The 25,811-nt window shown below is 70.1% G+C and carries 25 protein-coding genes and 3 pseudogenes; 18 read left to right on the top strand and 10 right to left on the bottom strand.

The window, feature by feature from the left end; translation table 11 throughout:
- Positions 1-438 (top strand): annotated as a pseudogene (locus tag VGC18_RS07670) (L-lactate dehydrogenase); the annotation flags it as partial.
- Between the two features lie 43 nt (positions 439-481).
- On the opposite strand, the gene VGC18_RS07665 reads toward VGC18_RS07670, so the two are convergent.
- From VGC18_RS07665 to VGC18_RS07655, 3 genes and pseudogenes are all read right to left on the bottom strand, one after another.
- Complete coding sequence (locus VGC18_RS07665; protein WP_331095925.1) at positions 482-661, bottom strand: hypothetical protein; 180 nt, start codon at positions 659-661, stop codon at positions 482-484.
- A 37-nt stretch (positions 662-698) separates the two neighbouring features.
- A pseudogene (locus VGC18_RS07660) lies at positions 699-879 on the bottom strand (MFS transporter); the annotation flags it as partial.
- A gap of 128 nt (positions 880-1,007) precedes the next feature.
- Positions 1,008-2,480 (bottom strand): gluconate:H+ symporter, encoded by a 1,473-nt coding sequence (locus VGC18_RS07655; protein ID WP_331095923.1) that lies wholly within the window; start codon positions 2,478-2,480, stop codon positions 1,008-1,010.
- A gap of 141 nt (positions 2,481-2,621) precedes the next feature.
- Here VGC18_RS07655 and VGC18_RS07650 point away from each other — a divergent pair, with 141 nt between their 5' ends.
- Both VGC18_RS07650 and VGC18_RS07645 read left to right on the top strand, forming a co-directional pair.
- Positions 2,622-2,954 carry a tryptophan synthase subunit alpha gene (locus VGC18_RS07650; protein WP_331095921.1) on the top strand — a complete coding sequence of 111 codons (333 nt, stop codon included), beginning with the start codon at positions 2,622-2,624 and terminating at the stop codon, positions 2,952-2,954.
- Positions 2,955-3,009: 55 nt separating this feature from the next.
- Positions 3,010-3,372 carry a hypothetical protein gene (locus tag VGC18_RS07645; RefSeq protein WP_331095919.1) on the top strand — a complete coding sequence of 121 codons (363 nt, stop codon included), beginning with the start codon at positions 3,010-3,012 and terminating at the stop codon, positions 3,370-3,372.
- Between the two features lie 74 nt (positions 3,373-3,446).
- Here the strand turns inward: VGC18_RS07645 and VGC18_RS07640 are convergent, their stop codons facing one another.
- Positions 3,447-3,728 (bottom strand): antibiotic biosynthesis monooxygenase family protein, encoded by a 282-nt coding sequence (locus VGC18_RS07640; protein ID WP_331095917.1) that lies wholly within the window; start codon positions 3,726-3,728, stop codon positions 3,447-3,449.
- Positions 3,729-3,871: 143 nt separating this feature from the next.
- Here VGC18_RS07640 and VGC18_RS07635 point away from each other — a divergent pair, with 143 nt between their 5' ends.
- The 3 genes from VGC18_RS07635 to VGC18_RS07625 all read left to right on the top strand — a co-directional run bounded on the left by VGC18_RS07635 (position 3,872) and on the right by VGC18_RS07625 (position 6,541).
- Positions 3,872-5,095 carry a hypothetical protein gene (locus VGC18_RS07635; RefSeq protein ID WP_331095915.1) on the top strand — a complete coding sequence of 408 codons (1,224 nt, stop codon included), beginning with the start codon at positions 3,872-3,874 and terminating at the stop codon, positions 5,093-5,095.
- Positions 5,096-5,112: 17 nt separating this feature from the next.
- Positions 5,113-6,021, top strand: a complete 909-nt coding sequence (locus tag VGC18_RS07630) for a L,D-transpeptidase (RefSeq protein WP_331095913.1) — start codon at positions 5,113-5,115, stop codon at positions 6,019-6,021.
- A gap of 241 nt (positions 6,022-6,262) precedes the next feature.
- The gene (locus VGC18_RS07625) at positions 6,263-6,541 is read left to right on the top strand and encodes a hypothetical protein (protein ID WP_331095912.1); all 279 of its coding nucleotides are present in this window, start codon (positions 6,263-6,265) and stop codon (positions 6,539-6,541) included.
- A 43-nt stretch (positions 6,542-6,584) separates the two neighbouring features.
- Here the strand turns inward: VGC18_RS07625 and VGC18_RS07620 are convergent, their stop codons facing one another.
- The 3 genes from VGC18_RS07620 to VGC18_RS07610 form a co-directional block, all read right to left on the bottom strand.
- On the bottom strand, positions 6,585-6,995 hold the full coding sequence (locus VGC18_RS07620) for a hypothetical protein (RefSeq protein WP_331095910.1): 411 nt from the start codon (positions 6,993-6,995) through the stop codon (positions 6,585-6,587).
- Positions 6,996-7,220: 225 nt separating this feature from the next.
- Positions 7,221-8,522, bottom strand: a complete 1,302-nt coding sequence (locus tag VGC18_RS07615) for a M18 family aminopeptidase (protein ID WP_331095908.1) — start codon at positions 8,520-8,522, stop codon at positions 7,221-7,223.
- 7 nt (positions 8,523-8,529) lie between these two features.
- Positions 8,530-9,189 (bottom strand): DUF4433 domain-containing protein, encoded by a 660-nt coding sequence (locus tag VGC18_RS07610; protein WP_331095907.1) that lies wholly within the window; start codon positions 9,187-9,189, stop codon positions 8,530-8,532.
- A 188-nt stretch (positions 9,190-9,377) separates the two neighbouring features.
- Between VGC18_RS07610 and VGC18_RS07605 the strand changes: the two genes are divergently transcribed.
- Both VGC18_RS07605 and pcp read left to right on the top strand, forming a co-directional pair.
- Positions 9,378-10,697, top strand: coding sequence for a GNAT family N-acetyltransferase (locus tag VGC18_RS07605; protein ID WP_331095905.1), 1,320 nt, complete (start codon positions 9,378-9,380; stop codon positions 10,695-10,697).
- On the top strand, positions 10,676-11,335 hold the full coding sequence (pcp, locus tag VGC18_RS07600; RefSeq protein WP_331095903.1) for a pyroglutamyl-peptidase I: 660 nt from the start codon (positions 10,676-10,678) through the stop codon (positions 11,333-11,335). Before VGC18_RS07605 ends, pcp begins: the two co-directional genes overlap by 22 nt.
- 30 nt (positions 11,336-11,365) lie before the next feature.
- On the opposite strand, the gene VGC18_RS07595 is transcribed toward pcp, so the two are convergent.
- Together VGC18_RS07595 and VGC18_RS07590 are read right to left on the bottom strand one after the other, a co-directional pair.
- Positions 11,366-11,719, bottom strand: a complete 354-nt coding sequence (locus tag VGC18_RS07595) for a hypothetical protein (RefSeq protein WP_331095901.1) — start codon at positions 11,717-11,719, stop codon at positions 11,366-11,368.
- A gap of 47 nt (positions 11,720-11,766) precedes the next feature.
- A complete protein-coding gene (locus VGC18_RS07590; RefSeq protein ID WP_331095899.1) occupies positions 11,767-13,359 on the bottom strand; it encodes a S53 family peptidase in 1,593 nt (530 codons plus the stop codon).
- Positions 13,360-13,520: 161 nt separating this feature from the next.
- Here VGC18_RS07590 and VGC18_RS07585 point away from each other — a divergent pair, with 161 nt between their 5' ends.
- From VGC18_RS07585 to VGC18_RS07540, 10 genes are all read left to right on the top strand, one after another.
- Positions 13,521-14,360: a hypothetical protein gene (locus tag VGC18_RS07585; protein WP_331095897.1), complete on the top strand. Its 840-nt coding sequence runs from the start codon at positions 13,521-13,523 to the stop codon at positions 14,358-14,360.
- A gap of 83 nt (positions 14,361-14,443) precedes the next feature.
- The gene (locus VGC18_RS07580) at positions 14,444-15,130 is read left to right on the top strand and encodes a response regulator transcription factor (RefSeq protein WP_331095895.1); all 687 of its coding nucleotides are present in this window, start codon (positions 14,444-14,446) and stop codon (positions 15,128-15,130) included.
- On the top strand, positions 15,127-16,518 hold the full coding sequence (locus VGC18_RS07575; protein ID WP_331095892.1) for a HAMP domain-containing sensor histidine kinase: 1,392 nt from the start codon (positions 15,127-15,129) through the stop codon (positions 16,516-16,518). Before VGC18_RS07580 ends, VGC18_RS07575 begins: the two co-directional genes overlap by 4 nt.
- Before the next feature lie 102 nt (positions 16,519-16,620).
- Positions 16,621-18,099 carry a glycosyltransferase family 39 protein gene (locus VGC18_RS07570; RefSeq protein WP_331095890.1) on the top strand — a complete coding sequence of 493 codons (1,479 nt, stop codon included), beginning with the start codon at positions 16,621-16,623 and terminating at the stop codon, positions 18,097-18,099.
- Entirely contained in the window at positions 18,096-18,854 is a 759-nt protein-coding gene (locus VGC18_RS07565) for a polyprenol monophosphomannose synthase (protein ID WP_331095888.1), read from the top strand. The genes VGC18_RS07570 and VGC18_RS07565 overlap by 4 nt, the downstream gene beginning before the upstream one ends.
- 22 nt (positions 18,855-18,876) lie before the next feature.
- The gene (locus VGC18_RS07560) at positions 18,877-19,362 is read left to right on the top strand and encodes a GtrA family protein (protein WP_331095886.1); all 486 of its coding nucleotides are present in this window, start codon (positions 18,877-18,879) and stop codon (positions 19,360-19,362) included.
- A gap of 63 nt (positions 19,363-19,425) precedes the next feature.
- On the top strand, positions 19,426-20,172 hold the full coding sequence (locus VGC18_RS07555; protein WP_331095884.1) for a hypothetical protein: 747 nt from the start codon (positions 19,426-19,428) through the stop codon (positions 20,170-20,172).
- The gene (locus tag VGC18_RS07550) at positions 20,169-21,713 is read left to right on the top strand and encodes a DNA polymerase Y family protein (RefSeq protein WP_331095882.1); all 1,545 of its coding nucleotides are present in this window, start codon (positions 20,169-20,171) and stop codon (positions 21,711-21,713) included. The genes VGC18_RS07555 and VGC18_RS07550 overlap by 4 nt, the downstream gene beginning before the upstream one ends.
- 15 nt (positions 21,714-21,728) lie before the next feature.
- On the top strand, positions 21,729-25,118 hold the full coding sequence (locus VGC18_RS07545; RefSeq protein WP_331095880.1) for an error-prone DNA polymerase: 3,390 nt from the start codon (positions 21,729-21,731) through the stop codon (positions 25,116-25,118).
- Positions 25,119-25,139: 21 nt separating this feature from the next.
- Entirely contained in the window at positions 25,140-25,502 is a 363-nt protein-coding gene (locus VGC18_RS07540) for a VOC family protein (RefSeq protein ID WP_331095878.1), read from the top strand.
- Positions 25,503-25,552: 50 nt separating this feature from the next.
- Here the strand turns inward: VGC18_RS07540 and VGC18_RS07535 are convergent.
- A pseudogene (locus tag VGC18_RS07535) lies at positions 25,553-25,811 on the bottom strand (ATP-dependent helicase); the annotation flags it as partial.

Here is a 25,811-nt window from a genome sequence, read left to right as displayed (position 1 = left end):
GTGATCGTCGGCGAACACGGCGATTCGGAGTTCCCGCTGTGGTCGAGGGCCTCGATCGGATCCGTACCCGTCGCGGAGTGGACGGGTCCGGGGCGTCCCCGGTTCACGACGGCCGAGCTGGACGATCTCGCGCGCGAGGTCTCGCAGACCGCCTACCGGGTCATCGAGGGCAAGGGCGCGACGAACTATGCGATCGGCCTGGCCGGTGCACGGATCATCGAGGCCGTGCTGCGGGACGAGAACGCGGTGCTGCCGGTGAGCTCCGTGCTCGACGGCTACCTCGGGGTCAGCGGGGTGGCCCTCTCCGTGCCGACGATCGTCAACTCGCGCGGGGCCGACCGCACCATCGAGGTGACCTTCTCGGAGGCGGAGCAGGCCCAGTTCGAGCGGTCCGCGGAGGTGGTGCGGCGCTCCGTCGAGGCCCTCGCCCTGCGGTAACGGCGGTCAGCCCGGGCAGCGAGCGACTCTGCCGGGAACCCTCCTAGCCGGCGGAGCCACCCGACCGTTGCGGGTTGGAGACATCCGGCTCCTCCGCCGCGCCGCCGGACACGGTGTCCTCCGAGGTCTCGGCGTCCTGCTGGTCGGGACTCGTCGGTGTGGTGCCGCTGTTGCTACTGCCGTTGTCGGTGTCGCTGCTGTTGTCCGTGCTGCTGTTGTCCATGGTCAGGACCCTAGGCCGATTCCGCGGAAGGGGAAGTGCCGGCCGGGACGAGGGCTAGGCCGAAGGCGAGGGTGTAACCGGCGACGATCAGCTGGAGCTGGGCCGAACCGGCATGCAACGACCTCTGGATCGATGGGGAGCGCGACGTTCACACCGGAGAGGTCGAGAATCGTCAACGCCCCGACCGCGACGCAGACCGCGAAGGCGGGCCAGCGGGAGCCGGTCTCTGGGCCTGGTCTGCTGCGGTCACCCCGAGCACGGTACGCCCGGCGGCCGGTCGCGCCAAGCCTCTCGCGGAGTCCGGTCCCGCCGGAGTCCGACCGTCGGAGTCCGACCGTCGACTGCCCTAGAGGATCAGCGACAGCAGCAGCACCACACCGAGCCCGACCACGGAGATGATCGTCTCCATGACCGACCAGGTCTTGAGGGTCTGGCCGACGGTGAGGCCGAAGTACTCCTTGACCAGCCAGAAGCCGGCATCGTTGACGTGCGAGAAGATGAGCGAGCCCGCCCCCACCGCGAGCACAAGCAGCGCCAGGTGAGCCGGGGACAGTTGGGCGGCCAGAGGCGCGACGATGCCGGCCGCGGTCACGGTGGCGACGGTCGCGGAGCCGGTCGCGAGGCGGATGAGCGCCGCGACGATCCAGCCGAGCACGAGCACGGAGAGGTTGGCCGCGACGGCGACCTTGGCGATCGCCGTACCGGTGCCGCCGTCGACCAGCATCTGCTTGAATCCGCCGCCGGCACCGACGATGAAGATGACGCCGACGATGGGCAGCAGGCTCTCGCCGATCTTCTTGCCCAGGGTGGTCAGCGTGAAGCCGACGCGGGTCCCGAAGGTGAACATGGCGAGGATCACCGCGAACAGCAGAGCGAACACCGGGTCGCCGACGAAGTCGAGGAACTGGCGGAGACCGGCGTTCGGGTCGATCCAGATGTCCGCGCCCGCCTTGAGCAGCATGAGCACGAGGGGCGACAGGAGGGTCACCAGCGTGAGGGCGAACGACGGCGTGCGCGTCGCATCCGGATCCTGCGCACGGGTGGCCGGCGACGAGCTGCCGCTTCCCGTGCTGCCGCTACCGCCAGCAGAGCCGGCGGTGACGGCCAGAGCGGCTCCGGCGGCTCCGATCGGCACCCACTTGGCCGCGAGACGGCCGAACAGGGGTCCGGCGATGATCACCGAGGGGATGGCGACGAGGAGGCCGAGGGCGAGGGTGATGCCGACGTTCGCGTGCAGGATGCCGATGGCGGCGAGCGGACCGGGGTGCGGCGGAATGAACCCGTGCAGGACCGACAGGCCGGCGAGGGCGGGGATTCCGAGGCGCATCGCCGGGCCCTTCACCCGGTGGACGGCCAGCATCACCACGGGGATCAGCAGCACCAGGCCGATCTCGAAGAACATCGGAATGCCGATGATGGCGGCGATGAGGGCCATCTTCCACGGCAGGGTGGCCGGCTTGCCGCGGAGCAGTGTGTCCACCACCCGGTCGGCTCCGCCGGAATCGGCGAGGAGCTTGCCGAGCATCGCTCCGAGGGCGATCAGGACGCCCACGTATCCGAGGACCCCGCCGACCCCGGTCTCGAACGAGGTGGTGATCTTCTCGAGCGCGATCCCCGAGCCGATGCCGACGAACAGGGATCCGATGGTCAGCGCGAGGAAGGCGTGCAGCTTCACGACGGTGATGAGGACGACGACGATGGCGATGCCGACCGCCGCGACGATCAGCACCTGGGTGTCGTGCCCGTCCCACGGTTTGTCGGCGGGATTGACCGCCGCTGCCACTCGGCCGACGCCGGTGAGCCCATTCACGAAAGCCATCGCGATTCCTCGTTTGTTGACGGGCGGCGTCGAGCAGCGACGGTACTGCGGACGCACGACGGAAAGTCCGCACCCCGACGACAGAGACTACGCCAGCTTGGAGCCACAGAAGAACCGGATGCGCCGTCGTAGGGTGGAGTGATGACCGCGAATGAACCTCGGCCCCGCGGGAGGGTCAGCCTGGAGCTGTTGCGAGCCGAGGCTCATCAGGAGCTCGACACGGTCATCCACGAGCGCCTGTTGGCCGGCGAGGATCCCTGGGCCTTCATGGAGGAGCTGCCGACGGTCGACGAGCTCGTGGTCTATCTGCTGAGGGCCGACGCGATCGATGCGAATGACGGACGGCTCCCGTCGCCCACGAGGGAGTATCGGGTCCTGCGGCAGATCGCGCTCGAGCATCCGCCGCTGAGCCGCACGGTCTGGCGGATGATGGGGCGGCACGGTGCCCGCTCGCCGAGGCGGCAGGGCGCGTAGGGCCGGTTCCGACCCGGATTGCGGCCGTGCGCCGTTCTGCGGGCAGACTGGGGGGATGATCACCCGCCGAGAAGCCGCGCTGCGCCTGGACATCCCTCTCGAGATGGCCCAGCGCCACGGGATCCCGAACCGGCTGTCCGAGGCGGAGTTCGATCAGATCGAGGCGGCTCCCCCGGCCTGGCTGATCCAGTCGCGGGCGAATCGCACCGGCAGGAAACCGGTGTGGGTGCAGCTGAAGTGCGACGTCTGCGGCTTCGAGGAGGCGGTGCGGCCCAAAAAATGGTGGCCGGCCTTCAGCTACCTCAGCTGCGACTGGCATCTGGCCGGTGAACTGCCCGTGCCCGCGGCGGGTATCCATCGCAGGGAGGTCGACGGCATCGGCTCGCGGTTCGTTGGCATCGTCGACGAGATCGGCTAGCCGCAGCCGTAGGCTCAGGCTCTGGCTTGGGTTCTGGCTCAGGTTCTGGCTTGGGTTCTGGCTTCGGCTCTGGCTCAGGCGGTGAAGGTCTCGACCCTGCGGTCGGTGAGTTGCGGCACGATTCCCTCCAGCACGAGAGCGCGGAAATGGGGCGTCGCCCGGTGGCTCTCGAAGGCCCGGTCGGACTCGTAGCGCTCGAGGAGCACCAGCGCGCGGTCGTCACCGACCTTGAGGTAGGAGTCGAAGGAGATGCACCCCGGCTCCTCCCGGCTGGCGAGTTCCAGACGCCTCACCAGCTCGAGTACGGCTGACTCGTGGCCCTGGGCGATCGTGTAGGTGGCGATGACAAGGAACATGGATCAACAGTATTTCTCCACAGCCGAATCGTCTTGCCGGTTGTGCACAGGAGGCGCACGAACGTCCCCGCGGTCGGCCCCGTTTCCCTACTGTCGACGACGACCGGGAGCCATCGTCCCGGCAACCGAGAGGAAACGATGACATGAGCCTTCTTCTTCGCCCGGCGGCGTTCGCGTCCGCAGCGCTGGTGCTCGCCGCCGGGGGCATCCTCGCCGGACCGCTCGCCGCCGACGCCGCGACCCTCGGACCCGGTTATCAGCAGGGGCAGCCGACCAACCATCTCGGCGGCTATCTCGATCCGGACGGCAGCGTCAGCTACTGCATCAATGCCGGACAGCCCAGCGCGCTCGGACGGGACACGGTCGATGCGGGCCTGGTCGACCGGGTCGGCGATCTGGATCCCGCGTCGATGACCAGGCTGAACGCCGTGCTGTCCCGCCACGGCAACACCTCGGACAACACGACCGCGGCGGCCGTCGCCATGGCGGTCTGGAGCATCGCCGGCAACGCGGACTATCAGGCGGAGGGCGGAGACGCCTTCGTCCTGCGGCGCGCCCCGGCCTCGGAACGGGCGGCCATCCAGACACTGGCGGATCGATTCAGAGCGGAGGCCGCCTCCTACACCCCGCCCACCGGTTCGGCGACGCTGCGCCTGGAGATCGATGCGGGTGACGACGCCCTCGGCCAGCTGGATGTCTCGGTGACTCCCTCGTCCGCGAGTGGGACCGTGACGCTGCACAACGGCCTCTTCGTGGACACGAACAGCCCGACACACGCCGTGACGGACGGCGCGCATCTCGCGATTCGCGGAACGCCGGCCTCGTCGGAGCCGTATCGGATCACCGCCACGAGCGGCGACTTCACCGCCGATGGCGGACCCGCTGCCAAGGTGCACCTCTACGCCACGCCGTCCGCGCAGACCCTGGCGGCATCGGGCGGCTCGGTTCCGCTGGTGTTCTCCGCCTCGGCCTCCGATGTCGCCGACCGGGAGGTTCCCGCCGTGACCACCGTCGCCCAGCCGACCGGGGTCGTCGGCGGAACGGTGACAGACACGGCAAGGGCCACGGGTGTTCCCTCCGCGGGCGAGCAGCTGACCTGGGCCGGATATCTGCAGCCACCGGGCTCGACCACTCCGATCTGCGCCGAGGCGACGAGGATCTACTCCTCGACCGCCCCGCTCACCATCACCGCGGACGGCAGCTACTCCTCGCAACCGTTCCCCGTCACCGACGCCTCCGTGGGGACGGTGTACTGGGTCGAGACCGCGACCGTCGGCGGAGCGGTCGTCGCCGAGGGCGCCTGCGGAGCACCGGGCGAGACCTCGATCCTCTCGCCGGCTTCCCACCTTCCGGTGGTGAGCGGATGAGGGGCAGGCGGCTCCGGGTGACGATCGCCGCCCTCGGAGCCTTCGTCGCGGCGGCGCTGACCGCGGTCGCCCTCTGGCTCGTTCCGCCCGGACCGTCTTCCGGGTCCCCCGATCGACTGCCGACGGAAGCGCCGGATCGGCTGCCGGCGAACTCGCCGGGGAAGGCGGCGCCGACACCGTCGTGGCCGACACCCTCGCGACTGACACTGCCGCGCCCGACCCCGGCGGAGATCGCCGCCCTCCCGGAGGTCAGATACGACGCGGTGATCCCCGGCCTGCTGGCCTTCACCGGAGACGAGGTGCCGTCGCGCGCCTACTCCCTGAGGGCGGACACGCCGATCTACGGCGCCGACCGGCGACGGCTCGTAGCGCGGTTCGGCGCCCGGAACTTCCTCGGCGAACCGACCGTCGTGGTGCCCGTCGGAGCCGGGCGTGACGGCTGGGTTCGCGTTCTCACGCCGGCGAGACAGTCGCTGCCCTCGGAGAGCGGAGGAGACGCGCCCGCCCAGACCGCCGGATGGGTTCGGACGGAGGCCCTGATCGACCCGGTGCCGCTGCCCCGGAGGATCGTGATCTCCTCCTCGGAACAGAGCCTCACCATCCGGAGGGGCGACGGGATCGAGGACTCGTTCCGGGTCGGAGTCGGCGCGCCGGGGACGCCGACTCCCGTGAAGGTCACCGGCTATCTGCAGGCCAGGTACCTGGACCCGGCGCAGAACCAGTCCAGGTATGCCGTGCAGCTCTCCTCCCTGCACTCCGCCGCCGCGGACGAGCCGTACGGCGGAAGCGACGGCGGGCTGATCGGTCTGCACTACGAGCGGACCGCGACGGGCGCCGTGTCTCACGGGTGCATCCGACTGCCCGCGGAGGCGGTCGCGGCGGTGGACCGCCTCCCCCTCGGGACGCCGGTCGTTGTCACGGGATGACGCCGGCCGCCGGGCCGGCACAATGTTTCTGTCTGTGACGACCGGGTGTGACTTCCCGTCGCGGACTTCCTACTCTCGATACAACTTCTCAGTACAACCGCTTGGCTCTCAGGACAACCGCCCGGGCGCGGCCGGAGTGGCAACCAACCCAGCCACGCGGCCCCCAGAATCAGAAAAGGACATCATGGTCTCGTCATCCTCAGGCACACCAGATCGCAGCCTTCGTGCTGGATCCGCTGCCATGATGCGGACGGGATTCGAGACCGGGTACGAGCTGCACCCCATCCAGCGGCAGGCCGCGATCGCGACGCCCGGCAGGTGGCGCGACGGCCTGCTCGTGGGAGCGGCGTCCGACGGGGCGATCGAGATCTACGACCTCGAGGCGGCAACCAGTCGAGTTCTCTGGCACCACGCCGACCTCACCGGGATGCTCGAGACGGGCGAACCGGTCGCGCTGCACGCCGATTATGACGTGCTGGCCGCCGGAGGTTCGTACTACAGCGTGTGCGTGAGCCGCTGAGGAAAAACGCCTTTCGCGGCGGAGCGGCTCCGGAGGGGTCGGCTCAGTCGGCCGAGGCCATGGAGGCCATCGAGTCCATGAGCGCCTGACAGGCCTGCGCGCAGTTCATGCAGACCTGAGCGCACATCTTCGCGTGATCGCTTATCTCCGCCATGGCAGAGCACTCGTCGGCGCAGGCCATGCACATCGTTGCGGTCGCCGTCAACATGGACATCATGGTGCCCGTGTCATGACCCATCGGGCGCATCACGACACGCATCATGGTGTTCGTCATATCGGCGGTGTCCATGCACATGCTCATCATGCGGCCCATGCCCTCGCCGGACGAGGCGTCGGCGCACATGGTGGAGGCCTGTTCCGCGGCGGAGCAGGCCTCCAGGCATCCCTGCATCAGGGCCATGTCCATGCCCGGCATGGTCATCGACATCATGTCCATCATCTGATCGTTCATCATGACTTCCTCCGTCGGTTCGTCTGGTTCATCCGTGATGCGCTGTGCGCAAACCGGTTCGCGATCGATCCCTCGCCGGTCCCCCGGTCACACCGGGACACCGATACCGGGACGAACGATGTTTTGTGACAAAATGTTACGCCGAAAGGGCCGTGATGTCGCCGTTTGCGCAGAGGGACCTCGGAGCTGCCGCCCCGGTCGCGGCAGTGCCGTCAGGGGCGCGGGCCGTTAGGGCCGCGGGGCGTCCGGGACGAGGAAGGCGCCGATGGCGGCGGAGAGGGCCGCGGGATCGTCGACACCGCAGAGCTCGCGGGCGGAATGCATCGACAGCAGCGCGATCCCGACATCGATGGTGCGGATGCCCAGGCGAGTGGCAGTGAGCGGACCGATCGTCGTTCCGCAGGGGACGGCGTTGTGGGAGACGAACTCCTGGTAGCGAACCCCGGCCTGCGCGCAGGCGCGGGCCCACTCCGCCGCACCGAAGGCATCCGTGGAGTAGCGCTGATTCGCGTTGATCTTGAGGAGCGGACCGCCGCCCACCACGGGCCGGTTCGCCGGATCGTGCCGCTCGGGATAGTTGGGATGCACGGCGTGGCCGGCATCCGCGGAGAGGAACCACGAGCCGGCGTATGCCCGCATCCGCTCGCTCTCCGAGGCGCCCATGGCCCGGCTGATCCGGACGAGGACGTCGGCGAGGAACGGGCCGCTCGCGCCGGAGCGCGTGCCGGAGCCTACCTCTTCGTGATCGAAGGCCGCGAAGACGGAGATGTGGCTCTGGCCGGAGGGCAGCGCGAGGAAGGCCTTGAGTCCGGCATGGACCGAGCTCAGATTGTCCAGCCGGCCGGAGGCGAACAGGCGACCGCCCAGGCCGAAGACGGCGGGCTTCGCGGTGTCGGCGACCACGATGTCGTATCCGGCCACGGAAGCGCCGTCCCGCCCGGCGAGCCCGGCGAGATGTCCCACGAGATCCGCGGTGGAGGGATCCCCGACACCGATGACCGGGTTCATGTGCTGCTGCGGGTTCAGCGTCAGGCCGTCGGAGTTGACAGAGCGATCGAGATGTACGGCCAGCTGCGGAAAGCGCAGGAAGGGTCCCGTGCGCACGAGTTCCGTGGTGCCGTCGGCGAAGACGAGCCGTCCGGCGAACTCGAGCTCCCGGTCGAGCCACGAGTTCAGCAGTGGGCCGCCGTAGACCTCGACGCCGGCCTGGATCCAGCCGTTTGTGCCGATGGTCGGCTTCGGCTTGAGTTTGAATCCGGGTGAGTCGGTGTGCGCGCCGACGATGCGGAACGGTGTCGTCTGTCCAGCGACTCCCGGTTGGTTCCAGGCGACGATCGCCCCGTCCCGCACGACGAAGCGCTTGCCCGATCCCACCGGCCAGTCCTCCGACTCGCTGAGCTGGTTGTACCCGGCCTCCATCAGCTGTCTGGCCACCTCGGCGGCGGCGTGGAAGGACGACGGGGATGCCTCGATGAAGCGTCCGAGGTCGTTCAGGTGGTCGAGCGAATCGTTCATGCCGGGATCGGGCATGCCGGGCTCAGGCTTCCGGTTTCTGGAACCAGGGCGGATAGACGGCCACCTTCGGGCGGTAGGCGGACGACTGCAGGATCGTCTTCACCGTCGCCCGCGCCCTGTCGTTGGCCACCCCGATGAGGGTCACCGATTCGAACGGGAAGGTCTCCCTCACCAGGAACTCCGCGGCGATGATCGAGTCCTCGTCGTCGTGCAGACGGCGCAGCATCCGTTCGCTCGCATCCTTGGTGGCGGCGAACCGGGTGAGCGAGCCCGCGGCATCCCCGTCGGCGACGACGGTCTCGCCCTCGGCCGCCGTTCCGATCGTGCTGACGAGCATCACGAAGTCGTAGGCCTCGGCCTCGAGGGCCTCCGGGGCGAGTCGGTCATCCTCGTCGCCGGAGCGCATCCCCTCCCACACGGTGGAGTTCGGGGTGAGGAAGAACGGGACGAACCGTGCAACGCTCTCCCCCGCCCCGATGTCGGTGCCGCGGCGGAGCTCCCTGGTGTGCGCGGCCGAGATGTCGACGGCGGGGGTCGCGTCCGCGAGCAGGGCGCCGGCCTCGAGGATGCCCGGCAGGTTGTCGACGTGGGTCAGATGGTAGATCCGCTGCGCGGCGACATCCATCAGCGGGGCCTTGCTCACCGGATGCGGTGCACCGGCCGCTCGGCGGGGGCGGACCACCCTGGGACGAGTCTCCGGTGCAGGTTTGGGATGGCAGATGTCGCAGAGCGCGTCATCGAGACCATGAATACATTCGATGACCAAAACACAAACCTTCCCGGGCAGACGAAGCGTGTGCCGGTACCAACGTTACGTCGAAACGGGGGCGGCCGTTTCCGTCGCCCTCCGCTCACCGCTAGCCTGAAACGGTGAGCGACGATTTTCGGAGTGCCCCGGTCGATCCTGTCTCCTCCGAACGGCTCGCCGCCCAGGGCCTGCGGATGGGACTCGTGGACACCGCCTCCCGCGAGTTCGAGAGCTGGCTGCAGGCGGAGGCGCGCGGCTTCCACGCCGACCGGTTCTCCGCCGAGGCGATCGCCGAACAGCTGGACGGGTATGCCGACCGGCGGACCACGGGCGTCTGGGACGAGACGGCGGTGGACCCCTCCGAGCCCGTCTCCACGGTCAGCTCCTGGCCGACCGAGCTGACGGTTCCGGGCTTCGCGAGTGTAGGTGCCTGGGCGATCAGCTCGGTGACGGTCTCTCCCACCCACCGCCGCAGGGGGCTCGCGCGAGCCATGCTCGAGGCGGAGCTGCGCACGGCGCGGTCGCTCGGCCTTCCCGTGGCCATCCTCACCGTCAGCGAGGCGACGATCTATGCCCGCTACGGTTTCGCTCCGGCGGCCTCGGCGACCGACTGGGCGATCGACGTGCGCCGGGCAGAGTGGATCGGGCCGGAGGCAGCCGGCAGGGTGCAGTTCGTGCGGCGGGAGCAGCTGCTCGCCGACGGACCGGCCATCATCGAACGGGTGCGACTCGCCACCCCCGGCCAGATCGGCTTCTCCGGGCTGTCCTGGGAGCGTCTGCTCGGCATGCCGAGCTCGGCGGAGCAGACCAAGCAGCTGCGGTTCGTGCGCTACGACGACGATGAGGGCCACCCGCAGGGGTTCGCGATCTACCGAGTGACCGAGCCGACGCCCGATTTCTCCGAGCACGTCGTCGAGGTGCAGTACCTCGTCTCGGCGACGGACGATGCCTACGCCGGGCTCTGGCGGTTCCTGCTCGAGATGGACCTGGTGAGCTCGGTCACCGCGGCGCTGCGCCCGGTCGACGAGGCGCTCGGCTGGCAGCTGTCGAACGTGCGCGCGATGCGTGCCGTGTCGACGAGGGATCACCTCTGGACGCGCATCCTGGACGTTCCCGCCGCCCTCTCGGCGCGGAGCTACGGCACGACCGGACGGATCGTGCTCGAGGTCGGCGACCAGCTGGGCTTCGCCGACGGTCGTTTCCTCCTCGACATCGCCACGGACGGTTCCGCGGCGGTCGTCCCCTTCGAGGGGGCCATCCCGGAGGACGCGGCGGCGATCAGCCTCGGGGTGAACGAGCTGAGCGCCCTGTACCTCGGTGGGGTCTCGGCCCTCAGCCTCGCGCGGGCGGGTCGACTCATCGAGGTCCGCGACGGATCCGCCGTGGCCGTGGATGCCGCGTTCCGCAGCATCGTCGCGCCGTGGTTGAGCATCTGGTTCTGATGCCGCCTCCGACCCGGGTGCTGATGACCGGCTTCGAGCCGTTCGGCGGGGCGGCCTCGAACAGCTCCTGGGATGCCGTGCGCCTGCTGGCCTCCCGATGGGACTCCCCGATCTCGCTGGTCACCGCCTGTCTCCCCGTCACCTTCGGCTCGGCGATCGACGACCTCCTCGCGGAGCACTCCCCCGACGTCGTCATCGCGGTGGGCCTGGCGGCGGGACGCACCGCCATCACCCCGGAGCGGGTGGCGCTCAACCTCATGGATGCCCGCATCCCCGACAACGACGGCGCCAGGCCCATCGATGAGCCGGTCATCCCCGGCGGTCCCGCCGCCTATTTCAGCGGCCTGCCGGTGAAGGCCATGGTCGACCGGATGCGCACGGCCGGCCTCCCCGCGGAGGTGTCCCAGACCGCGGGAACCTTCGTCTGCAACGAGGTGATGTACCGGTTGATGCGGGCGGCCGAGGGAACCGGCATCAGGGCGGGCTTCATCCACGTCCCGGCGTCCCCCGCTCTCGCCGAGGGCACCGCCCTGCCGTTCCTCCCGGTCGAGGACATCGCCCGGGGGCTCGGGATCGCCGCCATCACCGCCGTCGAACTGGACAGGGACGAGCGCCTCGGCGGAGGCGCGGAGAGCTGAGGCCCTGCGCCTTACTTCTTCTGCGCGGCCTTACTTCTTCTGCGTATCGATGCTCTCGAGCAACTGCTTGGTGGCCTTCGCGATGTCGTTGTGGTCGTTCTGTGCCGCCCGGCTCTCGAGCGAGATGATCGCGCAACGGTGCACCCTGACGAAGTCGCCGAACGGGAAGCTGTAACGACCCTTCGTGCCCTCCGACTTCGACTCGTCGATTCCGAGATGCCATTTCGCATAGGCCTCGATGCCGTGCTTCTTGATGTAGTCGTTCTGCTGGGCGGTGCTCGGCGCGTGCTCGCTCCAGGCGTCACGCTCGTCGTGGGTGTCTTTGCCGTCCTTGATCAGGCTTCGTGCATATCTCAGGGCGGTCTCGTTGAGCTTCACGGCCATGATGTCTCCCTACTCTCCTGTGTTGTCTCTTTCTTCTCGAACGGCGTTCAGCTCGCCTGCAACGAGGCCAGCAGTTTCGTCCCGTCCGGGACCCCGAGGCCCGTGCAGGCGTCCCAGCCTGGGCCGGCGCTGTAGGCACCGTTGTCGCCCGAGGTGATGTCGCGCAGCCCGGCGACCGCCGGACCGTAGAGGGCGGGCTGCAGCAGGCCAAGCGGTCGCCCGGTCGCCTGCGCCAGCCGGGCGACGAGGGCGGCCCAGAGCGGCGCGACGGCGCTCGTGCCCCCGTAGACCAGGCGCTGGCCGTCGACGAGCACCTCGTATCCGGTGCTCGGGTCGGCGACCGCGGCGACGTCGGGCAGGCCCCTCCCACCGGACCCCTTCGCCGGCGAGGGTACGCCGGCGGTCCTCTGCCAGTCCGGCAGGGCGAAGACGTCGCTCACTCCCCCGCCCGTCGCGCCACCATCCGCTCCGTCGTTCCAGACGGTCTCCGACTCCACCGTCGTGCCCGATGCCCTGAGGCTCGTTCCTCCACAGGCCAGCGCGTGCGGGCTGGATGCCGGGAAATCGGCGTGGCTGCGGCCGTCGGACTGGCCGTCCGAGCTCCCGTTGTCTCCCGCCGCCACGGTCACGGTGATGCCGAGGGCCGCCGCGTCCACAAAGGCCTCGTCGAGGGCGGTGCGCGCCTGCGCGGTCCAGGCATCCTCGTTCTGCCCCCAGCTGATGCTGATGGCGGCGGGAGCGACGCTCGCGTGGGCGGCCTCGCTGACCGCGTCGAGGAATCCGTCGTCCGTGTTGGGAGCGAAGTAGACGACGATGTCCGCGCCCGGGCTGAGCGCGCCGGCCACCTCGATGTCGAGCAGCACCTCCCCGTCCGCGCCGGAGTCATCCGTTCCGGGAGCGTTGTCCGCGCCGTCGACTCCCACCGCCGTCACCCGCGGCCCGGGGACGCCGAGGCCGGAGAAATAGCGGGTCAGCTCGTCCTGCCGGAAGCCGCCGCCGAGCTCGACGATCGCGATGGTCTGGCCCGTGCCGTCCGTCCCCTTCGGGAACCGGTAGATCTCGCCGAGTTCGAGCGGTGTGTAGCTGACCGCCACGGCGTGGGCCTGCGCGACCCGGAACTCGGCCCTCGCCTGGGGCCGGTCGTCGAGTCCGAGGACAGCGGTGACGATCCCGTCGAGTTCCGCCGGGATCATCAGCGGGCCGGTGCGGTGCCGGTGCTGCACGGTCCGGCCGCCAGGGGCGCGGCTGGTCACCGCCTCGAGCCTCGCCCCGAACACCCTCGACATCGCCGAGGCGGTGCCGGAGACCCGGATGCGCCGCGACGGCTGGTCGGCGGAGACGATCGACAGCCCCAGGGCGGTGAGGGAGGAGACGACGAGGTCGACGTCCGCGGGGTCCGCGCCCAGCCGATCGGCGAATTCCTGCCGGCTCAGCGGAGCGATCCCTGCCGTTCCGGACTCCTCACTCCCGTTCTCCGAGCCGCTGTCGCCGTCGGTCCGCCGACGCAGCACGAGGGTCGCCTGCACCGTCCGATCGGAGGGAAGACCGGCGGCTGCCGGCGCCGCCCCCTCCGCGGGACCCCGTTCGCTGCCGGGCAGCGGGCGCAGTTCGAGCGGCTCCTGGGCGTTGTCATCGGACACGGTGTGGCCTGCCTTTCCACGAGACGATGGACTTCGGTGTGGGAGAACCTAGGCGCTACTTCCGACATCGGCCGCCATGCTCAGCCAAGTTCCAGCCTTTTGCGGCACAGCTCGACGCCGTGCCCGCGGCGGGAACGCCGGACGGCCTGGCAGAATGCACTGTGACCTCTTCCCCGCAGCTCGGACTGCTTCTCGACGTCGACGGGCCGATCGCCAGTCCCGTGACCCGCACCATCAACCTCCAGAGCATCGTCGACGACCTCGTCGCGCTGGCGGGCCTCGGCGTGCCGATCGCCTTCAACACCGGCAGGTCGGACGTGTTCATCCGGGACCGGGTGCTCAAGCCGATGCTGGCGGCCGGTCTCTCGCCGGACGCCAGGGTGTACGGCATCTGCGAGAAGGGGGCCGTGTGGTTCGGCGCGACCTTCGCGAGCTTCAGCGGGGTGCACGTCGACGAGTCGGTGAAGGTGCCCGCCGCGATCGTCGCTGAGCTGAGGGCACTCGTGGCCGATCGCTTCGCCGACACGATGTTCTTCGACGAGACCAAGCTGGCGATGGTGTCGGTCGAGCAGCGCACCGACGTCTCCTCTGAGCGGTATCACGAGGCGCAGCTCGACTTCGACGCCCGCGCCGCGGAGATCTTCGAGCGTCACGGCGTCACCGGGTACCGCATCGATCCCACCATCATCTCCACCGACATCGAGGCGCTGGCCCTCGGCAAGGCCCTCGGCGCGCGCAGGGCGCTCGAGCTCATGGCGGACTCCGGCGAGATCCCCCGTACCTGGCGCACGGTCGGGGACTCGCGCAGCGACTACGCCATGGCCGACTACCTGCACGAGAACGGCTTCGAGGTGGCCCACCTCGACGTGCGGCCGGCCGACGGCATCCCGGACAAGCCCTACCCGGTGCTGACCGAGGGCGAGGCGATCCACGATGAGGCCGGCGCGCTGTTCCTCTCCCGCTGGGTGCGCGAGCTGTCCTCGGTGGGATCCCCCGGCTGAGCCGATCGCCTCGGCGACATGAGAGATCTCACAGGAACCCCCGCCGCGGTGGCCTTTCCCCGGGATAGTGGGACCATGTGGACATGGTTGTCGTGCCGAAGATCCTGATCGTCGAGGACGACCCGGAGATGGGTCGCCTCATCGAGCGCGGACTCCTCGCCGAGGGATACGACGTCGTCGTCGTCGGGAACGGCGTGGATGCGCTCATCGCGATCGCCGGCGACGAGTTCGCCCTCGCCGCGATCGACGTCATGCTGCCCAGGATGTCCGGATTCGAGATCTGCCGTCGCATCCGGGAGAGCGGGCGGTTGCTTCCGCTGCTCCTGCTCACCGCGAGGGACGCCGTCGAGGACCGCGTCTTCGGCCTCGACTCCGGTGCGGACGACTACCTGACCAAGCCGTTCGCCTTCGCGGAGCTGAGCGCACGCATCCGTGCCCTCCTGCGCAGGGAGGCCGCAGCGGAGAGACTGATCGTGACGGTCGGCCGGCTGCGGCTCGACTCGCTTGCCCTCTCGGCGACGGTCGCGGGCAAGGCGCTCGCGATGAGCCCGAAGGAGTTCTCGCTGCTGCGCCTGCTCGCGACGCATGCCGAGACGACGGTGGAGCGCAGGCGCATCCTCGAGGAGGTCTGGGGCTCCGCGGAGAACATCGATCCGAACATCGTCGACCAGTACGTGAGCTACCTGCGCCGCAAACTGGATCAGGACGCCGCGGCGGTGCGCATCACGACCGTGCGCGGCTCCGGGTATCTGCTTGAGGTCACCGGATGATGCGGCTGCGCCGGCTCTCCATCCGCTGGCGGATCACGCTCGGCACCCTCGGCATCGCCGCCGTCCTCTCGGCGGCGGCGGTCGTCGTCTTCCGCGCCCAGGTCGACCACATCCTCAGCTCGACGACCTCCACCCTGCTCAGCCACGACGCCGCGCCGTATGTCGCGGAGATCCTGGCGAGCCCCAGCGATCCGATCGAGGAGCCGGGCCGCGGGCAGCTCGTCGCCGTCGTCGACCCCCAGCGCTCCGTCGTGGAGACGAGCCTGCCGAGAAGCCTGCGCTGGCGCACCGGCGAGTTGCTCGCCCTCGGTGACGGGGTGCATTCCGTGGTCGGCGGAGACGACGTCTACCGGGTGCTCAAGGAGACCGTCATGACGGATGCCGGGGAATGGGACATCCTCACGGCCCGCAACCAGGACTCCTCCATCCTCTCCCTCCGCCGCATCACCCAGGCCCTCGTCTGGAGCGCCGTCGTGCTCGTCGCCGGTTTCGGAACGGCCTCCTGGCTGCTCACCGGCGCCGCCCTGCGCCCGGTGACCCGGATGCGCCGTCAGGCCGAGGCGCTCGTCGCCGAGCGGTCGACAGAGCCCCTTCCCCTCGGCGAGGCGACCGACGAGCTGTCGGACCTCGCGAGGACCCTCAACGAGTTCATCGACCAGCTTCGGCAGTCGGTCGACCGGGAGCGTCAGCTGGTCTCGGACGCGAGCCACGAGTTGCGGACCCCGCTGGCGATCCTGATGACCCAGCTCGAGCTCGCCCATCTGAGCAGCGGAGACGCCGCGGCGCTCGAGGCGGAGATCGACGCCGCCCAGAGCTCCGTCGCCCGGCTCTCCGCGATCGCGACCGGTCTGCTCGAGCTCTCGCAGATCGAGGCGCGGCCCCCGGAGTCCGGCAGCACCGGGAGCGAGCTCTCCGCCGAGCTCGTCGCCGCCGTCGACCGGGCGCGGATGCTCGCGGTCGCGCGGGACATCACCGTCGACTTCGACATCATCGGTGAGCCGGGCGACGCGAGCTACCTGATCGCCGCGGGCAACTTCGGCAGGCTGGTCGACAACCTGACGACCAATGCGATCGCCGCACTCGGGGAGGCCGGGACCGTACGGATCGTCCTGCGGCACTCCGCCGAGGATCTGCTGCTGACCGTCGTCGACTCCGGCCCCGGCATGCCGGAGGACTTCCTGCCCGTCGCCTTCGATCGCTTCTCGAGGCCGGATGAGGCCAGGGCGAACCACGCGGCGGGCAGCGGACTCGGCCTCGCCATCGTGCACGCCATGGTCACGGCCGCCGGCGGCCGGGTCGACCTCGCCAATGCGGCCGGTCTCGATGCGGCCGGGATCACCGCGGCCGGCCTCACCGTCGAGGTGCGGCTCCCGGCTCAACCTGTGTGAACTCTCATCCTCCCGGCCCCTCTTTTCGAGCCGGCCTCAGGCCCCGCGGACGAACATGAGGTCATGAGCCGGTAGACCGCCGGCACCGCTGGGGGATGGCCCGTGAGCACGACGATCGCAGCGCGACCGCTCTCGTCCCGTGTCCGGATCTCGCCGGCCGGGGATCTCAGGGTGGTCGCGTCGGCACTGGGTCTGCTCGGCTGGATCGTCACGGTCATCGGGTCCTGGATCCCCTCCTTCTGGGGCGACGAGGCCGCGAGCGTCATGTCCGCGGAACGGCCGCTCTCGACCCTCTGGCCGGAGCTCGGCAGGGTGGATGCGGTGCACGGCACCTACTACCTCTTCCTGCACTTCTGGATCGACCTGTTCGGGGCATCCGAGCTGTCGGTGCGCTTCCCCAGCACCGTCGCCGTCGGTTTCGTCGTGGCCGGGACGGTCGTGCTCGGCGATCTGCTGTTCCGTCGCCGGGTGGCGGTGTTCGCCGGGATCGTCTGCATCGTGCTGCCCCGGGTCGACTACATGGGCGCCGAGGGGCGCTCCTACGCGATCGGCACGGCCATGGCCGTCTGGCTCACCGTGCTGTTCGTCACCCTCGTCCGCCGCAGGACGCGGACGGCGCTGCCCTGGCTCGCCTACGGGCTCGTGCTGGCGGCGTCCGTCTACGTCTTCCTCTACCTCGTCCTGCTCGCCGTCGTGCACGGCATCGTCCTGCTCGCCTCGAGGCGGAGCCGGCCGCTGCTGCGACCGTGGTTCGTCGCGGTCGTCGGCGCCGTCGTCCTCGCCTCCCCCGTCATCTACTACGCCACGGTCGAGCGTCACCAGATCTCCTTCCTCGCCCATCGCCACTACCTGACCTTCGAACGGCTGGCGGTCCTCCAGTGGTTCGGAAACCCCTGGATGGCCGCGGCGGGCTGGGCGCTTGTGATCGTCGCCGTCGTGGCGCTGGCCCGTCGTCGCTCCGCGGCCCTGGTGCTCACCGTCTCCTGGCTGCTGGTGCCGATGCTCCTGCTCCTCCTCGGCAACGAACTCCTCTCGCCGATGTATACCATCCGCTATCTCTCCTTCTGCGCCCCGGCCGTCGCGCTGCTCGTCGCCGTCGGGGTCTCGACGATCGGCAGGGACTGGGTGCGCCTCGGGGTGCTCGCCCTGCTCGTGGCCCTCGTGATCCCGACCGATGTGTTCCAGCGCAGCCCCTATGCGAAGGACGACGGCAGCGATTGGAGACAGCTGGCCGAGGTCGTCGCCGCGAACGCCCACGCCGGCGACGACGTGGTCTTCGACAACACACCGACGGCGTCGCGGAAGCCGCGTCTGGCCCTCCGGCTCTATCCGCAGGACTTCGCGAGACTCACGGACGTGACCCTGCGCACCCCGTACTTCCGGCGCGCCGGGCTTTGGGACGCGGTGTCCTCCGTCGCCGAGGTCGGCGCCTCTCTCACGCCGACCGTCTGGGACGTCGAGCTGTCGACGAGCCCCACCCACGTCAACCTCCTCGAGCTTCAACGCCTCGGCTACACGGTGACGAAGGAGCTCCCCGTCCACCGGACGGTCGTCTACGAACTCACGAAAGCGAACCCATGACCACGACACTCGTCATCATCCCGACCTACAACGAGCGCGACAATCTCTCCGGGATCGTGCCCAGGGTGCTCAGGAGCGCGCCGGAGGTCGACATCCTCATCGTCGACGACAACTCTCCGGATGGCACGGGGGAACTGGCCACCGCTCTCGCCGTCGCCCACGACCGGGTCTCCGTGCTGCACCGTCGGGCCAAGACCGGCCTCGGAGCCGCCTATCGGTCCGGCCTCGCCTGGGGACTCGACCACGGGTACGAGCGGCTGGTCGAGATGGATGCGGACGGATCGCATCAGCCGGAGCAGCTCCACCGACTGCTCGCCCGACTGGACACGGCCGACGTCGTGCTCGGTTCCCGCTGGGTGTCCGGCGGAGAGGTGGAGAACTGGCCGATCGGCAGGCTGCTGCTCTCGCGAGGCGGCAGCCTCTACGCCAGGATCGTCCTCGGCCTGCCCTTCCACGACGTGACCGGCGGCTACCGCGCCTTCACCGCCGAGGCGCTGAGGACTATCGGGTTCACGAGGGTGCTCAGCCAGGGGTACGGCTTCCAGATCGAGATGCTCTGGAGGGCTCATCGGGCGGGCCTTCGCATCGCGGAGGTGCCGATCACCTTCGTGGAGCGCACGCAGGGCGTCTCCAAGATGAGCTCCGGCATCGTCGGCGAGGCGATCGTGCGGGTGACGCTCTGGGGGCTCCTGGGACTGCCCCGGCGCATCCGTCGTTCGCGGCTCGCCCCGCGGAGGGAGCCCGCCCGTGTCTAGGCCGCCTGTGTCTAACCCACCCGTGTCTAGGCCGTCCGTGTTCACGGACCCGGTGTCGAGGGCCGCGCTCGGCAGGCAGCTGCTGAGCTTCCTCGTCGTCGGCGGCGCCGGCTTCGTCGTGGACCTCGGGGTGTTCAATGCGCTGCGGACGACCGTGCTCGACCCGCGGCTCGTGCACGACGGGCCGCTCATCGCCAAGGCGCTCTCGACCTCGCTCGCGATCGTGGTCAACTGGCTCGGCAACCGATTCTGGACCTTCCGCTCGCAGCGGAGGACGGATGTTGTGCGCGAGGGGGTCGAATTCGCCGTCGTCAGCATCGCCGGGGCGCTCATCGCCCTCTGCTGCCTCTGGGTCTCGCACTACCTGCTCGGCCTCACCTCCCTCCTGGACGACAACGTCGCCAGCAATGTGGTCGGGCTCGCCCTCGGGACGGCCTTCCGGTTCGTGCTGTACCGGTGGTGGGTGTACTCGGGACGACGCTCGGTGCGGGAGACCGCGGCGGCCTGACCATCCGCGGAGGATGTCCCGTGCCCGATTGACATAGTCGAACGTATGTTCGAATATGGGGGGATGTCCCCCGCCGCCGCGACCCTCGCCGATGTGCCCACGCGCGCGACGGTCGAGCGCCTGCAGGCGCGCATCCGGCAGATGCAGGAGACGAGGCTCGACACCCGTCTCATCCCCACCCATCCGGCGATCGCGGGGCTGCTGCCCGGCGGCGGCCTCAAGCAGGGTGCCGTCTACTCCGTCGATCCCTCCGCGACGCTGCTCATGGCGCTGCTCGCCGGGCCATCCGCGGCCGGCTCCTGGTGCGGGATCGTCGGGGTCCCGGAGTTCGGGATCGAGGCGGCCGAGCGGTTCGGCATCGACCTCGGCAGGCTCGTGCTGATCCCGCATCCCGGCGAGCAGTGGCTCACCGTCACCGCCGCCGCCGCCGACGTGCTCGGGGTCGTCGTCACCAGACCGCAGAGGCGGATGGGCGACTCCGGCCTCTCCCGGCTCACCGCCCGGCTCAGGCAGCGCGGTGCCACCCTCATCGTGCTCGGCCCCTGGCCGCAGAGCGAGGCGATGCTGAGCCTCTCCGAGAGCAGCTGGAGCGGCATCGGCCAGGGACACGGCCACCTGACCGCCCGACGGGTGACCGTGACGGTGTCGAGCCGCGCGGGAAGGCCCCGCAGCGCCAGGCTCTGGCTCCCCGATCCCGAGGAACGATTTCGCACCGCAGAGCTCTCCTCGCTGCCGGGGAGGACCCTGCCGGGGACAGCCCTGCCGGGGACGGCACTGTCCGGACAGACGCTGCGGGAGGCGGCGGGATGACCGCCCCCACCCGCACCATCCTGCTCTGGTGCCCGGACTGGCCGGTCACCGCCGCGCGCCGTTCCCGCGCCCTCGAGCCGGATGTCCCGCTCGCGCTCGTCGAGTCGGGTCTCGTCTTCGCCTGCTCCGCGACGGCCCGCGACGAGGGCGTGCGGCGCGGCCAGCGCCTCCGCGAGGCCCAGGCCAGGTGCCCAGGGCTCCTCGTCCTGCCCTATGCCGCCGAGGCCGACGCCCGGGAATTCGAGCCGGTGATCGCCGGCATCGAGGCGACCATCTCTGGAGTGCAGCTGCTCCGCCCCGGCCTGTGCGCGATGCCGGCGCGCGGTCCCGCCCGCTACTACGGCGGCGAGGAGGAGGCCGCGCTCTGGCTGCTCGACACCCTCGACGAGGTGGGGGTCCACGGCTCCCGCATCGGCGTCGCCGACGGGCCGTTCGCGGCGGAGCAGGCGGCGCGCAGCGGGACGCCGTCGCGGATCACCATCGTCCCCCCTGGCGGCACGGCCGAATTCCTCGCCCCCCTGCCGATCGGCCTGCTCGTCGAACCGGCGCAGGCCGCCCTGCTGCTGCGCCTGGGCATCCGCACCGTCGCCGACTTCTCCCGCCTCGACGCGGACGACGTCGAGGCGCGCTTCGGCCGGGAGGCCGGCAGGCTGCATGCCGTCGCGAGCGGCCTCGACGGCGGGAGGATCGTCCCGCGCCTTCCCCCGGAGCAATGGGACGTCGGTCTCGCCTTCGAGCCGCCCCTCGACCGGGTCGATCAGGTGACCTTCGGCTTCCGGGCATCCGCCGACCGTTTCATCGAGGAGCTCGTGCGGGCCAGGCTGGTCGCGACGGCGATCGGGATCGAGGTGGAGTCGGAGTCCGGTGAGCTGTCTCGCCGGAGCTGGCTGCATCCGCGCTCCTTCACCGCTGCGGATGTCCTCGACCGGCTGCGCTGGCAGCTGCAGGGCAGCGGGAGGATCGAGAGCGGGCTGAGCTCGGGCATCACCCGGGTGCGGGTCGTCCCCGAGAGCCTCGAGGCGATCGGGGACCACGAGCAGGGGCTCTGGGGCAGCGGCCATGACGAGCGGGTGCACCATGGGCTCTCCAGGATGCAGAGCCTGCTCGGGCACGGCGGGGTGCTGACGGCGGCCGTCGGCGGAGGGCGCGGACCGCTCGAGCGGGAGACGCTCGTGCCCTGGGGAGACAGGCGGCCGGCAGGCGGCTCCCCCGAACGACCCTGGCCCGGGCGGCTCCCGCCACCGGCCCCGGGATCGGTGTTCGAGAGACCGAGGCCCGCGATCGTGCTCTCCTCGGACGGCTCCCCCGTCACCGTCGACGGCCGCGGCGCGCTCAGCGGCGTTCCCTCGCGGTTCTCCGCCGATGGCACGACCCTCCGCACGCTGTCGGCCTGGGCGGGTCCCTGGCAGATCGACGAGCGCTGGTGGGATGCCGAGAACTCGCGTAGGGCGAGCAGGTTCCAGGTCGTCGACGAGACCGGGGCGGCCTGGCTGCTTGTGCTCGAGGACCGGCTGTGGTGGGTGGAGGCCCGATATGACTGAGACGAGGGCCGGCTGATGGGCTGGCACAATCCGCCGATCCGGTGGTCGGAGCTGGAACGCACCCTCTCCGACCGCCGCCGCCCTGCCGCCTCGGCCGAGGAGACCCCGGTGTCCTCGCGCAAGCGCGGTGCCTATCGGGCGCCGACGCTCGACCTGCCTGCGGTCGAGAGCACGGTCGCCTACGCCGAGCTGCACGCGCATTCGAACTTCAGTTTCCTCGACGGGGCCTCTTCCCCTGAGCAGCTCCTCGAGGAGGCCGCCCGGCTCGGCCTGCATTCCCTCGCCATCACCGATCACGACGGCTTCTACGGCATCGCGAGGATGGCGGAGGCGGCGGAGGCCCATCGGGGAATGGGCACGGTCTTCGGTGCGGAGCTCTCGCTCGGTCTCGGCGCCCCGCAGAACGGGGTCGCCGATCCGGAGGGCAGCCACCTGCTTGTGCTCGCCCGCGGCGAGGAGGGCTACCATCGGCTCTCCGGGGCGATCACCTCCGCCCAGCTCGCGGGCGGGGAGAAGGGCAGGCCGCTCTATGACCTGGCCGAGCTGAGCGGCAGCGCGGGCGGCCACTGGGCGGTGCTCACCGGATGCCGCAAGGGCGCGGTGCGTCGGGCCCTCGTCGCGGAGGGCGAGCCCGCTGCCCTGCGCGAGCTGGATCGGCTGATCGAGCTGTTTGGGCACGACGCCGTGAACGTGGAGCTCTTCGACCACGGTCACCCGCTCGACAGCGACTACAACGACGCCCTCTTCGCGCTGGCGGAATCGAGGGGGCTGCCGGTGGTGGCGACGGGCAACGTCCACTATGCCAGGCCGGAGAACGCGCATCTCGCCTCCGCCGTCGCCGCGGTGCGCGCCCGCAGGAGCCTCGACGACATGGACGGCTGGCTGCCGGCATCCGGGGTCGCGCACCTGCGCTCCGGTGATGAGATGGCCGCCCGGTTCTCCCGCTACCCCGGTGCGATCGAGCACACGGTGGAGCTGGCGGAGGAACTCGGCTTCCGGCTGCGGAGCGCGAAACCGGACCTGCCCACCCAGGAGGTCCCGGAGGGTCACACCCCCCAGAGCTACCTCGAGAAGCTCGTCTGGGACGCGGTTCCCGCCAAGTACCCCGACCTCACCGAGGAGAACCGGGCCAGGATCCGGGAGGAGCTCCGGGTGATCGCCGGCAAGAACTTCCCCGGCTACTTTCTCATCGTCCACGATATCGTGACGTTCGCGCGCGACCGCGGCATCCTCTGTCAGGGTCGCGGGTCGGCGGCGAACTCCGCCGTCTGCTATCTGCTCGACGTGACGGCGGTCGACCCCATCTACTTCAACCTGCCTTTCGCGCGTTTCCTCTCCAGCATGCGCGACGAGGAGCCGGACATCGACGTCGACTTCGATGCGAATCGTCGGGAGGAGGTCATCCAGTACGTCTACGAGAAGTACGGCAGGACCAATGCCGCCCAGGTCGCCAACGTCATCCAGTATCGGCCGAAATTCGCGGTGCGCGACATGGCGAAGGCGCTGGGTGCGAGCCCCGGCCAGCAGGACGCCTGGTCGAAGGAGGTCGAGCGGCACGGCGCGGCGCTCGCCAGCTACGACCACGACATCCCGGATGCGGTGGTCGGCCTGGCCGTCGAGGTCATGTCGTTCCCGAGGCACCTGGGCATCCATTCCGGCGGCATGGTGCTGACCGAGCGGCCGGTCGGCGAGGTCTGCCCCATCGAGCACGGACGGAAGGACGGCAGGACCGTGCTGCAGTGGGACAAGGACGACTGCGCCTGGATGGGGCTGGTCAAGTTCGACCTGCTCGGTCTCGGCATGCTGAACGCGCTCCAGCACTGCTTCGACCTGGTCCGCGACGAGCTCGGCGAGGAGTGGAGCCTCGATCGCATCCCCAAGGAGGAGCAGGGCGTCTACGACCAGCTCTGCCGGGCCGACTCGATCGGGGTGTTCCAGGTCGAGAGCCGCGCCCAGATGAGCATGCTCCCCCGCCTTCAGCCCCGCGAGTTCTATCACCTCGTCGTCGAGATCGCGGTGGTACGACCCGGACCGATCCAGGGCGGAGCCGTGCATCCCTACGTCCGGCGCAAGTCCGGCGCCGAGAAGGTGCGCTACTCCAACGACAAGCTCATCCCCGTGCTCGAGCGGACCTACGGGGTGCCCATCTTCCAGGAGCAGCTCATGCAGATCGCGGTGCAGGTCGGCGGCTGCACCATGGAGGACGCCGACCTGCTGCGTCGGGCGATGGGCTCGAAGCGCGGCCTGGAGAAGATCGAGACTCTCAGGGGGAAGCTCTACGCGGGCATGGCGGAGAACGGGATCGTCGGGGACGAGGCCGATGACATCTACGGACGGATCGAGGCCTTCTCCGGGTTCGGCTTCGCCGAGAGCCACTCGCTCAGCTTCGCCCTGCTGGTGTACGCGAGCGCCTGGCTGCGGCTGCACTATCCCGCCGCGTTCCTCGCCGCGCTGCTCCGGGCCCAGCCGATGGGGTTCTACTCTGCCAACACCCTCGTGGCGGATGCCCGCAGACACGGGGTCAGGGTGCTCCGGCCGGACATCCTCCGCTCCGGCGTCGCCGCGGGCCTCGAGGGACTCTCGACCGATCGGTCTCCCACCGGCGACCCGTCCTGCCTGAACCGCGACCAGCCGAAGCCCAGCGAGAAATTCGACGCCGGCGCGCACTTCGACACGGACGATCATCGACGGGACGGGCGGTTCGCGGTGCGGCTCGGGCTCGCGGAGGTCAGGGGCATCGGCGAGCAGCTGGCCGAGGGGATCGTCTCCGAGCGGCGGACGGGCGGCGACTACGCGGATCTGGCGGACCTCGTACGGCGGACGGGGCTCACGACGGCGCAGCTCGAGTCGCTCGCCGCGGCCGGCGCCTTCGAGTCCCTCGGTCTCGGGATGCGCGAGGCGCTCTGGGCGGCCGGGAGCGCCGCCCAGGATCGGGCGGAGTTCCTGCCAGGCAGCATGATCGTCGTGCAGCCGCCGCTGTTCCCGCCGCCCGCGGCCCTGGACATCCTCGGCTCCGACTTCTGGGCGACCGGCATCTCCCCCGACGACCACTTCGTCCATCACCTCCGGCCGGCCCTGACCGAACGGGGTGTCCTGAGCTCCGCCCAGCTGGCGACGGCGGAGCCGGGCAGGCGCATCGAGGTGGCCGGGGTGGTGACCCATCGGCAGCGGCCGTCGACGGCGAGCGGCATCACCTTCATGAACCTGGAGGACGAGACGGGGCTCGTGAACGTCGTCTGCGGCGTCGGGGTGTGGAGCCGCTATCGGCGGATCGCCAGGGACTCCCCCGGCCTCATCGTGCGCGGGATGCTCGAACGCTCGGCCGAGGGGGTCGTCAACCTCATCGCCGACCGGTTCGAACCGCTGACCCTGTCGCAGCGGACGACGTCTCGCGACTTCCGCTGAGGATCGTGGAACACTAGCCGTATGAAGATCACCAAGCAGATCATCGTCTTCGACACCGCCGACCTGGCCGCCGAGAGCACGTTCTGGGCCGGTCTGCTGGGTGGCACGGTCGCCGCGGAGGACGACTGGCACACGGTCCTCGTCGACGGCGAGCCGCGGCTGGGATTCCAACTCGCCCCGAACCACGTCCCGCCGGAGTGGCCGGACGGGGTGCCGCAGCAGATCCATCTCGACCTCTACGTCGAGGACGTGCGCTCGGCCCACGACGAGGCGGTCTCGCTCTGTGCCAGACTGCTGAAGCCGGCGGCCGATCTCGAGGCGACGGAGGGCTTCCAGGTGTACGCCGATCCCTCAGGGCACCCGTTCTGCCTCTGCTGGGGCTGAGACAGGGTCGCTGAGACAGGGCCGCCCGTGCCGGTCGCCCTCGGCGGCGGTCAGCTGCGCAGGCTCTTGCGCACCAGGTCGATCCTGGCCTGCAGCTGGGTGACACTGGCCTGCGGAACTGCCGGACCCCCGGCAATGCGCCGCAGCTCCGCGTGGATGAGGCCGTGCGCCTCCCCCGTCGCCTTCGCGCGCATCCCGACGAGGCTGTTGAGCAGGCTGCGCTGCTCCTTGAGGTTGCGATACAGCGGCACGGGCTCCGCCTGCTTCTGTCCGGACTCCTCCGCCCGTCGCTCCCGATCCCCGATGCGC

Origin of the sequence: Lacisediminihabitans sp., from assembly GCF_036404185.1 — a bacterium.
GTDB lineage: Bacteria > Actinomycetota > Actinomycetes > Actinomycetales > Microbacteriaceae > Lacisediminihabitans.
The sequence above is the reverse complement of the archived record's forward strand: the minus strand, read 5'-3'. Positions and strand labels throughout refer to the sequence as shown.